The sequence below is a fragment of the Curtobacterium sp. VKM Ac-1393 genome (assembly GCF_015350995.1).
Taxonomy (GTDB): domain Bacteria; phylum Actinomycetota; class Actinomycetes; order Actinomycetales; family Microbacteriaceae; genus Curtobacterium.
The window spans coordinates 79,350-92,901 of record NZ_JADKRW010000003.1; the positions used below are offsets into that span (position 1 = coordinate 79,350).

At 69.9% G+C, this 13,552-nt stretch carries 11 protein-coding genes; 9 read left to right on the forward strand and 2 right to left on the reverse strand.

The window, feature by feature from the left end; translation table 11 throughout:
• The first annotated feature begins 31 nt into the window (after positions 1–31).
• Together ITJ59_RS07505 and ITJ59_RS07510 are read left to right on the forward strand one after the other, a co-directional pair.
• Positions 32–994 carry an ABC transporter ATP-binding protein gene (locus tag ITJ59_RS07505; RefSeq protein WP_194650492.1) on the forward strand — a complete coding sequence of 321 codons (963 nt, stop codon included), beginning with the start codon at positions 32–34 and terminating at the stop codon, positions 992–994.
• Positions 981–1,850, forward strand: coding sequence for an ABC transporter permease (locus ITJ59_RS07510; protein ID WP_228511245.1), 870 nt, complete (start codon positions 981–983; stop codon positions 1,848–1,850). The genes ITJ59_RS07505 and ITJ59_RS07510 overlap by 14 nt, the downstream gene beginning before the upstream one ends.
• Here ITJ59_RS07510 and ITJ59_RS07515 read toward each other — a convergent pair.
• Positions 1,843–2,847 carry an NADP-dependent oxidoreductase gene (locus ITJ59_RS07515; RefSeq protein ID WP_194650493.1) on the reverse strand — a complete coding sequence of 335 codons (1,005 nt, stop codon included), beginning with the start codon at positions 2,845–2,847 and terminating at the stop codon, positions 1,843–1,845. The two genes, ITJ59_RS07510 and ITJ59_RS07515, sit on opposite strands and share 8 nt — an antisense overlap.
• A gap of 173 nt (positions 2,848–3,020) precedes the next feature.
• Positions 3,021–3,935, reverse strand: coding sequence for a metallophosphoesterase (locus ITJ59_RS07520; RefSeq protein WP_194650494.1), 915 nt, complete (start codon positions 3,933–3,935; stop codon positions 3,021–3,023).
• Positions 3,936–4,116: 181 nt separating this feature from the next.
• Here ITJ59_RS07520 and ITJ59_RS07525 point away from each other — a divergent pair, with 181 nt between their 5' ends.
• The 7 genes from ITJ59_RS07525 to rhaI all read left to right on the forward strand — a co-directional run bounded on the left by ITJ59_RS07525 (position 4,117) and on the right by rhaI (position 13,550).
• Positions 4,117–5,127 (forward strand): LacI family DNA-binding transcriptional regulator, encoded by a 1,011-nt coding sequence (locus ITJ59_RS07525; protein WP_194650495.1) that lies wholly within the window; start codon positions 4,117–4,119, stop codon positions 5,125–5,127.
• Positions 5,128–5,208: 81 nt separating this feature from the next.
• Positions 5,209–6,294 carry a LacI family DNA-binding transcriptional regulator gene (locus tag ITJ59_RS07530; protein ID WP_194650496.1) on the forward strand — a complete coding sequence of 362 codons (1,086 nt, stop codon included), beginning with the start codon at positions 5,209–5,211 and terminating at the stop codon, positions 6,292–6,294.
• Positions 6,295–6,588: 294 nt separating this feature from the next.
• The gene (locus tag ITJ59_RS07535; protein WP_194650497.1) at positions 6,589–7,938 is read left to right on the forward strand and encodes an ABC transporter substrate-binding protein; all 1,350 of its coding nucleotides are present in this window, start codon (positions 6,589–6,591) and stop codon (positions 7,936–7,938) included.
• 4 nt (positions 7,939–7,942) lie between these two features.
• Positions 7,943–8,878 carry a sugar ABC transporter permease gene (locus ITJ59_RS07540; RefSeq protein ID WP_323749444.1) on the forward strand — a complete coding sequence of 312 codons (936 nt, stop codon included), beginning with the start codon at positions 7,943–7,945 and terminating at the stop codon, positions 8,876–8,878.
• A gap of 86 nt (positions 8,879–8,964) precedes the next feature.
• Positions 8,965–9,771 (forward strand): carbohydrate ABC transporter permease, encoded by an 807-nt coding sequence (locus tag ITJ59_RS07545; protein WP_323749468.1) that lies wholly within the window; start codon positions 8,965–8,967, stop codon positions 9,769–9,771.
• 120 nt (positions 9,772–9,891) lie between these two features.
• Positions 9,892–12,219, forward strand: coding sequence for an alpha-L-rhamnosidase (locus ITJ59_RS07550; protein ID WP_194650498.1), 2,328 nt, complete (start codon positions 9,892–9,894; stop codon positions 12,217–12,219).
• Between the two features lie 158 nt (positions 12,220–12,377).
• Complete coding sequence (gene rhaI, locus ITJ59_RS07555) at positions 12,378–13,550, forward strand: L-rhamnose isomerase (RefSeq protein ID WP_194650499.1); 1,173 nt, start codon at positions 12,378–12,380, stop codon at positions 13,548–13,550.
• The last annotated feature ends 2 nt before the right edge of the window (positions 13,551–13,552 follow it).

Genomic DNA, 13,552 nt, shown 5'->3' on the forward strand with positions numbered 1-13,552 from the left:
GGAACCCGCGCACACGACGGAACCGACCGCCGTGGACGCGACCCGCACGACCACGGACACCGACCTCGCGATCCGCACCACGGGCCTCCAGAAGGTCTTCCGCAAGCAGCGCGCCGTCGACGGCATCGACCTGGCGGTGCCGCGCGGCGCGGTGTTCGGGTTCCTCGGCCCGAACGGCTCGGGCAAGACGACGACGATCCGAATGCTGCTCGGGCTGTCGAGCGCGACCGGCGGCACGATCGAGGTACTCGGCCAGCCCATGCCGAAGGCCCTGCACCAGGTGTTGCCGCGCGTCGGTGCCCTGGTCGAGGGACCGGCGTTCTACCCGTACCTGTCCGGCCGCGCGAACCTGCAGCGGTTCGACGCTGCGGATACGACGTCGGACCCACGCACCCGCAAGGACCGCGTGGCCAGTGCCCTCGACCGTGTCGGGTTGACACACGCCGCCGACAAGAAGGCGCACGCGTACTCGCTCGGCATGAAGCAGCGACTGGGCCTGGCGAACGCACTCCTGTCGCCGCGGGACCTGCTCGTGCTCGACGAACCGACGAACGGCCTCGACCCGCAGGGCACGCGCGAGGTCCGCAACCTCATCCGGTCCCTGGCGGACGACGGCACGACGGTGTTCGTGTCGAGCCACCTGCTCGCCGAGATCGAGCAGGTCTGCACCCACGCCGCGGTGATGCGCACCGGCAAGCTCGTCGCGCAGGGCGAACTCGACGAACTCCGTTCGGCCGGGGCGCGCACCGTGACCGTCCGCACGCCCGACGTCGGACAGGCCGGCAGCGTGCTGACGCGGCTCGGGCTCGCACCCCGGCACGAGGGCGGGGCCGACGTGCTGGTCGCCGACCTGCCGCACGAGCTGCTGCCCGAGACCATCACCGCCGAACTCGTCCGCGCCGACGTCCGCGTGCGTGGGCTGACCGTCGGCGGCGGCACGCTCGAGGACCTGTTCGTCGCGCTCACCGGAGAGGGCTTCGATGTCGCTGCCTGACACTGCACCTGCACTGCGCGATACCGCCGAGGCACCGCACCGCCAGCGTCCGTTCGCCCTGCTCGGATCTGAGCTCGCGCTGGTGTTCCGCCGGCGCCGCACCTGGGCGATGCTCGGGGCGCTCGCCCTGGTGCCGATCCTCATCGCCGTCGCCGTCCGGCTGACGACCGACGGCGACGAGGGCGGTCCGGCGTTCCTCGGCGACATCACCAACAACGGCCTGTTCGTGGCGTTCACCGCCCTGACCGTGTCGATCCCGCTGTTCCTGCCCCTGACCGTCGGCGTGGTCGCGGGTGACACCGTGGCAGGCGAGGCCAGCCACGGCACCATCCGCTACCTGCTCGTCGCACCGACCGGCCGGGTGCGGTTCATCCTGGTCAAGTTCGCGGGCGCGGTCGCGTTCTGCCTGGCGGCGACGTTGCTGGTCGTGCTCGTCGGCGCGGCGATCGGTGCCGTGCTGTTCCCGATCGGCCCCGTCACGCTGCTGTCCGGCACGCAGGTCGGTGGGGCGTCGTACGCCGGTCGCGCGCTGCTGCTCGCGCTCTACGTCGCGATGTCGATGCTCGGACTGGTCGCGATCGGCATGTTCGCATCGACGCTGACGAACGTGCCGGTCGGGGCGATGGCCGCGACGGTCGTGCTGGCCGGGGCATCCCAGGTCCTCGACCAGCTGCCCCAGCTCGACTGGTTGCACCCGTACCTGTTCTCGCACCAGTGGCTGGGGTTCGGCGACCTGCTCCGCGACCCGATCGCGTTCGACTCGTTCGGGTCGAACGCACTGCTGCAGCTCGGCTACGTCGTGGTCTTCGGCGCGCTGACCTACAGCCGGTTCGCCTCGAAGGACATCCTTAGCTGACGGGGTCCCGCAGGTCGCGGGACTTCTCGGACTTGTACCAGTGCAGCCGTGCCCCGGTCTCGACGGGCTGCATGCCGACGACCACCTTGCCGCGGGAGTGCATCTCGGCCAGGTCCTCGTACGCGTCGACGATGTACTCGAACGGGTAGTACCCCGAGATGATGAACTGCACCTTGTGCCGCTGCACCAGGTCGCCCAGGGTCGTCAGCATCTCCTTCGCCTCGGCGTCGTCACCGGGTGCGCGTAGGAACCGGATCTCCAGGTCGCGCCGGTCGTCGCTCGTCACGAAGCGCTTCTCGTCGACGCCGAGGTGCTTCGCCAGCGCCACGTTCTCGCCGTGCTCGCGGTTGTCGATGAACGCGGTGATCGGCCGGCCGTCGGCGATGTCGGCGATGCGCTGCTCCTCGCCCTCGCCGTAGGCGACCGGCAGCACACCGATCTGCCGCAGGGCGTCGTGGTTCCGGGGGCTGCCGAGACCGATGACCGTCGCGCCCGTGTCGCGCGCGAGCTGGCACTCGATGTGGCCCACCCCGCCCGCGGCAGCGCTGATCACGACGGTGTCCTGCGGCCCGAGCTTCAGGGAGCGGACGATCGACAGGGCCGTGCAGCCGGCCAGGTACAGGCTGCCGGCGACCTCGAACGTCATCGTCGAGGGCTTCTTCACGACGGCCCCGGTCGGCACCGTCACCCACGTCGCGTGGGATCCGCCGTGGGGCGCGTGGCCCATCACCTCGTCGCCGACGTGGAACTCGCGGACGCCCTCGCCGCGTGCCCGGACGACACCGGCGAAGTCGACGCCCTGGTGTGCGGGGAACTCGAGGTCGACGAACTCCTGCAACCGTCCCTCTCTCAGGAATCGTTCGATGTGGTTCAGGCCGGCGACCGAGACCTCGACGACGACCTCGCCGGGTCCGGGCTTCGGTTGGGTCTGGTCGACCACCTGCACGACGTCGAATCCGCCGTACCGGTCGTACTGCACTGCGCTGCCAGTCCGCATGTGGTGCTCCTTCGCTGGAGGTGTGGACCCGGCCTACTCGCTGTTCCCGCATGCAACCCGAGCATGCGGGGTACCGCCGTGGACAGCACCGACCGGCAGACGGGAGGCCCGTGGCGACGCCGCCACGGGCCTCCCGTCCGTCCTGCGCGCGCGTCCAGTGCGCTGCCGCGTGCTCAGTGCTTGCCGGCAGCCGCGATGACGGACGCGACGGTCTCGGCGTCGAGGTGGAACGCGAGCGGGTCGGCGTCCGGGCGGGGGACGCGCAACGGCGTCGACCAGACGGAGCCGTCCTCGGCGACGTCGACGACCAGGGCGCCGCTGTCGACGTACGCCGATTCCTCGCCGTACGCGCCGGTGACGTCGGTGTCGTTCGCGACCCCGGGGGCGACGAGGACCGGGACGCCCGCCAGCGACCCGGCGAAGTGGTGGTGGTAGTGGCCGCCGAGGACGACCCGCACATCCGAACCACGGATGACGTCGGCGAGCGCGTCGGGGTTCTGCAGCCGCAGTGCCTCGTGCAGCTCCGTCGGAGCCGGCAGCGGTGGGTGGTGCAGGACGACGATCGTGCCGTGTGGGGCGTGGTCCTCGGCGAGCGCGGTGCGGAGCCGCTCGAGGCCGGCGTCGCTGATCTCGCCGTAGCCGGCACCCGGCACGCTCGTGTCGACCGTGACGATCCTCCGGCCTGCGACGAGGGACTGCCCCCACACCGGCACGGTCGGCGGGTGGTACTCCATCGTGTGCATGACCGGTCGTCCGCCCTCGCCGAGGACGTGGCCGTTGGACAGGACCTGGCGGAAGCCCTCGCGCAGGTCGTGGTTGCCGGGGACCACGACGAGGGCGGCGCCGTGGCGTTCGGCCCAGCCACCGACCCGTTCGAGGACGGCGGCGTAGGACTCGGGGCTGCCGTCCTCGGAGACGTCGCCGGAGATCACGACGAGGCCGATGCCGGGCACACCGTCGACGCGGGCGAGCACGCCGTCCAGCGCTGCGGTGGTGTCGACGGAACCCTGGTGCAGGGCGCCGTCCCCGGTCAGGTGGGTGTCGGAGAGGTGGAGGACGCGGAGGGTTCCTGCTGCGGGCGGCTGCATGGGGTCCACGGTAGCCACGCGGGCATCGAGTGAGCAGAAGACATCGGATCAGTGGCGCGGACCCGTCGTCTTCTGCTCACTCGCCGGTGCACCTGCACCCACGAGCTCGCACCGTGCGCCGTTTTCCACAGATCACGGCGTGCACCGCCCGGAAGCGCAGGTGCGATGCCAGGATGGCCACATGGCGGTCAGTGTGCGAGAGGTGGCAGCGCTCGCGGGCGTGTCCTTGGGCACGGTGTCGAACGTCCTGAACCGCCCCGACAAGGTGGCTCCGACCACCGTGGACCGCGTGCAGTCGGCCATCGCCACGCTCGGCTTCGTGCGCAACGACTCCGCACGGCAGCTCCGAGCCGGCCGCAGTTCCACCGTCGGCCTGATCGTGCTCGACGGCGGCAACCCGTTCTTCACCGACGTCGCGCGTGGTGCGGAGGACGCTGCGATGGACCGGGGCCTCGCGGTCCTGATCGGCAACTCCGACGAGTCCACCGACCGTGAGCGCACCTACGTCGACCTGTTCGAGGAACGCCGGGTCGCCGGCGTGCTCGTCTCCCCCGCCGGCGACGACCTGTCGCGCCTCGCCCGCCTGCGTGACCAGGGCACCGCCGTCGTGCTCGTGGACCGCCGCGCCGACGACGAGCACTTCGCCTCGGTGTCGGTCGACGACGTCGCGGGTGGACGCATCGCGGTCGAGCACCTCGCGGCGATCGGGCGCAAGCGCATCGCGTTCGTCGGCGGCCCGTCCACCATCCGCCAGGTCGCCGATCGGCACGCCGGGGCACTGTCGGCGGCCCGGGCAGCGGGGATCGCGCTCGAGGTCCTGCCGACCGCATCGTTGTCCGTGCTCGAAGGGCGTCGGGTGGGCGAAGCGCTGCAGGCACGCCCACGCGCCGAACGGCCGGACGCGGTGTTCGCGGCGAACGACCTGCTCGCGGTCGGCCTCGAGCAGGCGTTCATCATGCGGGGCACGATCGCCGTGCCGGACGAGATCGCGATCGTCGGCTACGACGACATCGCCTTCGCCGAAGCGGCCGTCGTCCCGTTGACCTCGGTGCGCCAGCCAGCGCAGGACCTCGGACGTCAGGCGATCGAGCTGCTGACGAAGCAGGTCGAGCTCGGGCAGGACATCGACCTCGAGCACGTCGAGTTCACACCGGAGCTCGTGGTCCGCCAGTCCTCCGTCGCCGACGCGTAGTCGACCCCGCTCACCTGCCAGCCAGCCAGCCCGCCAGGCCCTGCGGGACGACCGCCTGCCGCTGCGGCCTACGATCGGAGCATGGTGCATGTCCCCCGGCGCGACGGCCCGCCGAGTGTGCACCACGTCGCAGCTCGCGCCGGCGTCTCGCTGGCGACGGTCTCGAACGTCCTGAACCACCCCGAGCGGGTGGCCGACGCGACGACGGCTCGGGTCCGCGACGCGATCGCCGATCTCGGGTACACGCCGAACCGCAATGCCCGGGCGCTCGCGTCGGGGAGCAGCCGCTCGATCGGGCTCGTGGTCATGTCGCTCCGGAACTCCTTGTTCAGCGACATGGTGAACGGCGCGCAGCTCGCGGCACGGGAGCGGGGGTTCACCCTCCTGATCGCCAGCAGCGAGGACGATATGCAGGCGCAGGGCGAACACCTCGCGTACCTCGAGAGCGCTCGGGTGTCCGGCATCCTGCTCGCCTCGATGACCGAGTCCCGCGAACAGGTCGAGCTCACCCGTCGACACGGTCGGCCGGTCGTCTACGTCAACTTCGCGCCGACGACGGTCGACGCGTGCTCCGTGGTCGTCGACAACGAGCACGCCGCCTTCATCGCCACCGAGCACCTCATCGCGCGAGGATGCCGGCGCATCGGCTTCGTGAGTGCCCGCCCCGACCTGCAGCCGGTGGCGCTGCGTCGGAACGGCGTCGTCCGGGCGATCGCCGAGCATCCCGGCGTCGAGCTCGTGGACGTCGACGCCGGTGACATCGACCCACCCGGCGGTACCGACGCCGGTGCGCGCATCGCCGCCATGCCGGCCGACGAGCGACCCGACGGTGTCCTCGGCGTCACGGACCTGCTCGCGATGGCCGTCGTCTCGGAGCTCCGCGCGGCCGGCATCCGCGTGCCCGAGGACATCCCGGTGTCGGGCTGCGACCACAACTCGGTGGCGTGGGGCGGCGCCGTGCCGCTGACCTCGGTGACGATGCACGGCGCGGAGATGGGGGCGGCTGCTGTCGAGCTCCTGCTCGAGGAGCTCACCGACCCGGAGCACGTCCACCGCGCGGTCGTGCTCGGCAGCGAACTCGTCCCCCGCGAGAGCACGCTCGGCCGTGCCGGTGCAGCAGCCGCGCGTGCCACGGCGCCGAGCGACCCCCGCCGCACCGAGGCCTGACCGCGCGAAAGCGACAGTCCTGCGGGACGGAACGCCGTCCGGTCCGGCAAAGCGACAGATCCACGCGAACAGTTCGCGGCACGGTGTCGCTTTCGCGGATGGGGTGGGCTGCGGTGCGCGGCGTGCGCGCTCGACGTAACGAATTCGGCGCAGCGATTGACACGCTTCAATCCACGTGGTTCCATCCTGATTGAAACGTTCTAAACAGCAGCAACCGGAGCCCACGACGACGCGGGATCCGGGTCCGTTTCACCCGGGGTTCCCCCCGCCCCGGGCCTTACGAGGAGGTAAGGAATGTCAGCTCGTTCCCTGACCACGAGGACGCTCACCACGCGCGCGGCCCTCACCCGTCTCGTCGCCATCGGCGGAGCCACGGTCCTGATCGGCGGGCTCGCGGCGTGTTCGTCCGGCGGTTCCGCCGACGAAGGCGGCGGCAAGGTCCAGATCACCTACCAGGCCGACAACTCACCCGCGACCGCAGCCACCGCGAAGCCCCTCATCGAGGCCTTCGAGAAGGCCAACCCCGACATCACGGTCAAGTTCGACACCCGCCCGCAGGGCACCGACGGCGACAACCTGGTGAAGACCCAGCTGTCCACCGGCGAGATGGCCGACGTCTTCAACTACAACTCCGGCTCGCTCATGCAGGCCCTCAACCCGGACAACACCCTGGTGGACCTGTCCGACGAGAGCTGGACCAAGGACGTCGACCCGCAGTTCACCAAGGTCGTCAGCACCGACAAGGGCGTCTACGGCGCACCGTTCGGCACCAGCTTCGGCGGCGGCGTCATGTACAACAAGAAGGTCTACGCCGACCTCGGGCTGAGCGTCCCCACCACGTGGGACGAGTTCATCAGCAACAGCGAGAAGATCAAGGACGCGGGCAAGGTCGCGCCGATCATCCAGACGTACGGCGACACCTGGACCAGCCAGCTGTTCGTCCTCGGCGACTTCGCCAACATCACGGCGCAGCAGAAGGACTGGGCGGACGACTACACCGCCAACAAGGAGTCCTACGCCAAGGAACCAGCACTCGCCGGCTTCGACCACCTGGCCGAGGGCAAGGACAAGGACCTCTACAACGAGGACTACGCGTCCGCCACGCAGGCGAACGGCCTGAAGATGCTCGCCGACGGCACCGGCGCCCAGTACCCGATGCTGACGAACGCGATCTCGACGCTGCAGCAGGACAGCCCCGACGCGGTCGACGACATCGGAGCGTTCGCGCTGCCGGCCGAGGACGCCGACGACACGAACCTGACCATCTGGGAACCGAACGGCCTGTACATCCCGAAGACCAGCGAGGGCGACAAGCTCGCGGCCGCGAAGAAGTTCATCGCGTTCGCGAACTCGACCGAGGGCTGCAAGGTGCAGAACGACACCGGGACGCCCGGTGGCCCGTACGTCATCTCGACCTGCTCGCTGCCGGACGACGTGCCCCCGATGATCGACGACCTGCAGAAGTACCTGGACGACGGCAAGGCGAGCCCGGCGCTCGAGTTCCTGTCCCCGATCAAGGGCCCGAACCTCGAGAAGATCTGCGTGCAGGTCGGATCCGGCATCACCAACGCGGCCAAGGGCGCTGACCAGTACGACGACGACGTCGTCCAGCAGGCGCAGCAGCTCGGCATCAAGGGCTGGTGACCCGGTGACCGCGACACTCACGACGGCACTCGAACCGGCGAAGACCCGCGCCGGTTCCGGCGGGTCCGGGCCGGCGCGCAAGCGGATGCGCTCGTTCTACCCCGCGTGGTTCTTCATCCCCGCGATCGCGCTGTACGTCGTGTTCTTCGCGGTCCCCACCTTCGCCGGGTTCTACTTCTCCCTCACCCGCTGGACGTTGTTCGACCAGACCTTCATCGGCTTCGACAACTTCGTCCGGTTCTTCCAGGACCCGCAGCTCGTCTCCGGGTTCGTGCACACGTTCCAGTACGGCTTCGTGACGAGCGCGGCGAAGGTGGTCATCGGACTCGCCCTCGCCCTGCTCCTCACGTCGCCCGTGCTGGGGCGTGGCTACCTGCGGGCGGTCGTGTTCTTCCCGGTGCTCGTGTCGACGATCGGCATCGGCATCACGTTCAAGGCGCTGATGGACCCGTTCCACGGCATCATCAACGGCGTCCTCGGTTCGGTCGGCCTCCCCACTCCGGGGTGGCTGACCGACCCGGCCCTCGCCCTGTGGAGCGTCGCCGCGGTGGACGTCTGGAAGGGCGTCGGCATCGCGACGCTCATCTTCATCGCCGGCATCGTGGCGATCCCGCAGGAGTACTTCGAGGCAGCACGGGTCGACGGCGCGAGCGCGTGGTCGATCTTCAAGAACATCACGTTGCCGCTGTCGCGTCCCGCGATGGGCACCGTCATCATCCTGTCGCTGATCGGCGGGCTGCGGTCCTTCGACCTGATCTGGGCGATGACCGGCGGCGGACCAGGGTTCACCAGTGACGTCATCGCGAGCGTCATCTACAAGCAGTACCAGGCCGGGTTCTACGGCCTGTCGACCGCCGGCAACGTGGTCCTGTTCGTGGTCGTCACGGCGATCATGGTCCCGATCTCGTGGCTCCTCAACCGCAAGGAGGCGGACCTGTGACCGCCGTCACCAGCCCCCGCCGGACCGCCGGCCGCGCGCCGACACCGGCGACGAAGAACCGCCACCCGGGGCGTGCCCGCCGGTGGATCATCGGCTCGATCGCCATCGTCGTCAGCTTCGTGGTGTTCCTGGTGCCGTTCGTCTTCGTCCTGCTGCAGGCCATGAAGAACCCGGCCGAGGCGAACCAGCTCGGCTTCAGCCTGCCGACCGAGTGGCAGCTCTGGCAGAACCTGCAGGCCGTGTTCGGCTCCGGTGACGGCGTGATCGTCCGTGCGTTCCTGAACAGTGCGGTCCTGACCGTGGGCAGCGTCATCGTGATGGTCGTGTTCTCCGCGATGGTCGGGTACGTGCTGCAGCGTCGTCCGAGCAAGTGGAACGGCGTGATCAACTTCTTCGTCCTGGCGGGGCTCATCGTCCCGCCGGCGATCGTCCCGACGATCTGGGTGCTGCAGGGCCTGAACCTGTTCAAGACCATGGGCGGGATGATCCTCATCGAGGCGACCTTCGGCCTGTCGTTCTGCATCCTGCTGTTCCGGGCGTTCGTCGCGACGATCCCGAAGGAGCTCGACGAGGCCGCCGTCCTCGACGGCGCCGGCCCCATCCGACTGTTCTTCGGGGTGGTGCTGCCGCTGCTCAAGCCGGTGATCATCACGGTCGTGCTCGTGCAGTCCGTCACGGTGTTCAACGACTTCACGAACCCGCTGTACTTCCTGCCGGGGTCCGAGAACGCCACCGTGCAGCAGACGCTCTACTCGTTCCAGAGCCAGTCCGTCAGCCAGCTCAACCTGCTGTTCACCGACGTGCTGCTCATCACGATCCCGCCGCTCATCCTCTACGTCTTCTTCAACCGCCAGATCGTCGCCGGCATGACCAGCGGCGCCGTCAAGGGCTGACGCCCACCCCGGCCAGGAGGCCCGACCCGCCTCCGCCGGGGAGCCCCGCCCCGGCAGACGGCCGGGCCCACGACCCCGCACCGGTCGACGACGACCGGTCGCGTGAAAGGACCACACCACATGACCACCTGGACCGCACCGTTCATCACGAGCGTCGACGACCTCGGGAGCGCACCGATCCTGCGCCGTGAGTTCACCCTCGACGACGGCCACGGCGCCGTCACCGGGGCGACCCTCGACGTCAGCGCCCTCGGCGTCGTCGAGGCGTGGCTCGGAGGCGAACGCGTCTCCGACCACCTGCTCGAACCGGGGTGGACGAGCTACGAGTGGCGCATCCGCGTCGTCTCGCACGACGTCACGGCACACCTGGCCGAGACGACCGCGGGCAGCGCCGCCGTGCTCGCCCTCGTGCTCGGCAAGGGCTGGGCCGCCGGCCGGCTCGCCTGGGGTGGTGGTGGCGGTTGGTACGCCGACGAGCCCGCCGGGTTCGCCGAACTCCGCATCACCTTCGCTGACGGCCACGAACAGCTCGTCGCCACCGACACGGACTGGCAGGCCCTGTCCAGCGCGATCACCGCCGACGAGCTGTACGACGGCGAGGACATCGACGCCCGACTCCGCGACGGCTCCTTCCTGACGCCCGGCGAGGTCACCACGCCGAGCGTCGACGGCCACGAGGGACGCACCAGCGCCGTGCGCACCGTCGACCTCGGCGAACGCGAACTCGTGGCCGACACCGTGCCGCCGGTCCGGCCCCTCGCCGAGATCGCTCCCGTCGAGGTCTGGACGAGCCCGTCCGGCGCGACGCTGATCGACTTCGGCGTGAACCTGGTCGGCTGGGTCCGCGTGACCGCCAGCGGACCGGCCGGCACCGTCCTGACCCTCACGCACGCCGAGGTCCTCGAGCACGACGAACTCGGCACCCGCCCGCTGCGCACCGCGAAGGCGACGGACCACTTCACCCTGAGCGGCAGCCGCGCGGACGGTTCCGGCACCCCGGACGTGTTCGAGCCCCGGTTCACCTTCCACGGCTTCCGGTACGCCCAGGTCGACGGCTGGACCGGCACGCTCGACGAACTCCGATCGGCCGTCACCGCGGTGCAGGTCGGCTCCGACCTGACCCGGACGGGCACGTTCGAGTCCAGCCACGAGCTGCTCAACACGTTCCACGACAACGTCATCCGGGGCATGCAGGGCAACTTCCTGAGCGTCCCGACCGACTGCCCGCAGCGCGACGAGCGGCTCGGATGGACAGGGGACATCGCGGCATTCGCGCCGACGGCGTCGTACCTGTTCGACACCCGCGCCTTCCTGGGCGACTGGCTCCGCGACGTGTGGCTCGAGCAGCAGCACGCCGACGGTGTGATCCCGTTCGTGGTGCCGGACGTGCTCAAGTACTCCCCCGCCGAGGACTTCGGCACCCCCGACGCCACCGCGATCTGGTCAGACGCCGGCGTGTGGGTGCCGTGGACCCTGTACCAGGCGTACGGCGACACCGCGGTGCTCGAGGAGCAGCTCGACTCGATGATGGCGCACCTCCGCCGCATCAGGGGCCACCTGTCACCCGAGGGCCTGTCGGACACCGTCTTCCAGTTCGGCGACTGGCTCGACCCGGACGCCCCGCCGGAGGACGCTGCCAAGGCGAAGGCCGACCCGGGCGTCGTCGCGACGGCGTGCGCGTACCGCAGCGCGACCCTGGTGGCGCAGGCGGCGCGGTTGACGGGCCACGAGGCGGAGGCGACCGAAGCCGAGGAGCTGGCCACGGGCCTCCAGGCCGCGTTCCGTCAGCGCTACGTGACCGACGGCCGCATCCGGAGCGACTGCACCACCGTCTACGCGCTCGCGATCGTGTTCGGCATCCTCGACGAGGACGACGAGCGCCGTGCGGGTGACCGCCTGGCGGAGCTGGCCGAGCAGTCCGGGTACCGGATCTCGACGGGCTTCGCGGGCACGCCGTTCATCACCGACGCGCTGACGCAGACCGGCCACCTCGACGACGCGTACCGGCTGCTGCTGCAGACGGAGTGCCCGTCGTGGCTGTACCCGGTGACGATGGGCGCGACGACGGTCTGGGAGCGGTGGGACTCGATGCTGCCGGACGGCACCATCAACCCGGGTGAGATGACCTCGTTCAACCACTACGCGCTCGGGGCGGTGGCGGACTGGATGCACCGGGTGGTGGGCGGCCTGTCGGCGCTCGAACCGGGGTACGCCTCCGTGCTCATCGCGCCGCAGCCGGGCGGCGGCCTGACGTGGGCGTCGACCTCGCTCGACTCCGTGCACGGGCACATCGCGGTGCGGTGGGAGCTCGTCGACGGCGAGCTGCTGGTCCGTGCACAGGTGCCGGAGGGCGTCACCGCGGTGGTGCGCTTGCCGGGAACGGCGGAGCAGCGGCTCGGAGCCGGCTCGCACGAGCTGCGTGCGCCCGCTGCGGTCCCCGCGGCGTAGCGGGCCTGGCGGAACCAGGTTCCGGACACAACACCGCGGAGATGCGTGGTGCTGTGTCCGGAACCTGGTTCCCGCCACTCACACCCCCACACGGTTGCGGCCGACCGCCGCGACCCGTACTGTATGAAACGATTCAATCAGCCACGAGGAAGTGCACGATGACATCGACCCCGACCTTCACCGGCATCGCCGACCAGCTCACACGACAGCAGATCGAGCTGCCCAGCTGGGCCTTCGGCAACTCCGGCACCCGCTTCAAGGTGTTCAGCACGCCAGGCACCCCGCGCGACCCGTACGAGAAGATCGCCGACGCCGCCCAGGTGCACCAGTACACGGGCCTCGCACCGACCGTGGCGCTGCACATCCCGTGGGATCTCGTCGACGACTTCAGCGACCTCAAGCGCCACGCCGAAGAGCACGGCGTCGCGCTCGGGACGATCAACTCGAACACCTTCCAGGACGACGACTACAAGTTCGGCGCCCTCACGCACACCGACGCGAGCATCCGGCAGAAGGCGATCGACCACCACCTGCGCTGCATCGACGTGATGGACGCCACCGGCAGCCGCGACCTGAAGATCTGGCTCGCCGAGGGCTCGAACTACCCCGGCCAGGCCGACATGCGTGAACGCCAGGACCGCTTGCACGAGTCGCTCAGCACGATCTACGACCGCCTCGGCGCACACCAGCGCCTGGTGCTCGAGTACAAGTTCTTCGAGCCGTCGTTCTACCACACGGACGTTCCGGACTGGGGCACGAGCTACGTGCAGACGTCGGCGCTCGGCGACAAGGCGATGGTCTGCCTCGACACCGGCCACCACGCCCCGGGCACGAACATCGAGTTCATCGTGATGCAGCTCCTGCGCCTCGGCAAGCTCGGCTCCTTCGACTTCAACTCGCGCTTCTACGCCGACGACGACCTGATCGTCGGGGCAGCGGACCCGTTCCAGCTCTTCCGCATCCTGGTCGAGGTCATCCGCGGCGGCGGCTACGACAACCACGACGTCGCGTTCATGCTCGACCAGTGCCACAACATCGAGGACAAGATCCCCGGGCAGATCCGCTCCGTGCTGAACGTGCAGGAGATGACGGCCCGGGCGCTGCTCCTCGACCGCGTGGCCCTGACCGCAGCACAAGAGGCGCACGACGTCCTCGGTGCCAACGAGGTCTTCATGGACGCGTACCAGACCGACGTCCGTGCGGACCTCGCGGCCTGGCGTGAATCACGCGGCCTGCCGGCGAACCCGATGCGCGCGTACCTGGACTCCGGCTACCAGCGGCAGATCGCGGAAGACCGCGTCGGCGGCGTTCAGGCCGGCTGGGGCGCGTAGAC

Excerpts from the sequence above, each read along its gene's own strand:
- rhaI (WP_194650499.1), top strand. The coding sequence starts at position 12,378 with ATGACATCGACCCCGACCTTCACCGGCATCGCCGACCAGCTCACACGA.
- ITJ59_RS07535 (WP_194650497.1), top strand. The coding sequence starts at position 6,589 with ATGTCAGCTCGTTCCCTGACCACGAGGACGCTCACCACGCGCGCGGCC.
- ITJ59_RS07510 (WP_228511245.1), top strand. The coding sequence starts at position 981 with ATGTCGCTGCCTGACACTGCACCTGCACTGCGCGATACCGCCGAGGCA.
- ITJ59_RS07550 (WP_194650498.1), top strand. The coding sequence starts at position 9,892 with ATGACCACCTGGACCGCACCGTTCATCACGAGCGTCGACGACCTCGGG.
- ITJ59_RS07530 (WP_194650496.1), top strand. The coding sequence starts at position 5,209 with ATGGTGCATGTCCCCCGGCGCGACGGCCCGCCGAGTGTGCACCACGTC.
- ITJ59_RS07515 (WP_194650493.1), bottom strand. The coding sequence starts at position 2,847 with ATGCGGACTGGCAGCGCAGTGCAGTACGACCGGTACGGCGGATTCGAC.
- ITJ59_RS07525 (WP_194650495.1), top strand. The coding sequence starts at position 4,117 with ATGGCGGTCAGTGTGCGAGAGGTGGCAGCGCTCGCGGGCGTGTCCTTG.
- ITJ59_RS07520 (WP_194650494.1), bottom strand. The coding sequence starts at position 3,935 with ATGCAGCCGCCCGCAGCAGGAACCCTCCGCGTCCTCCACCTCTCCGAC.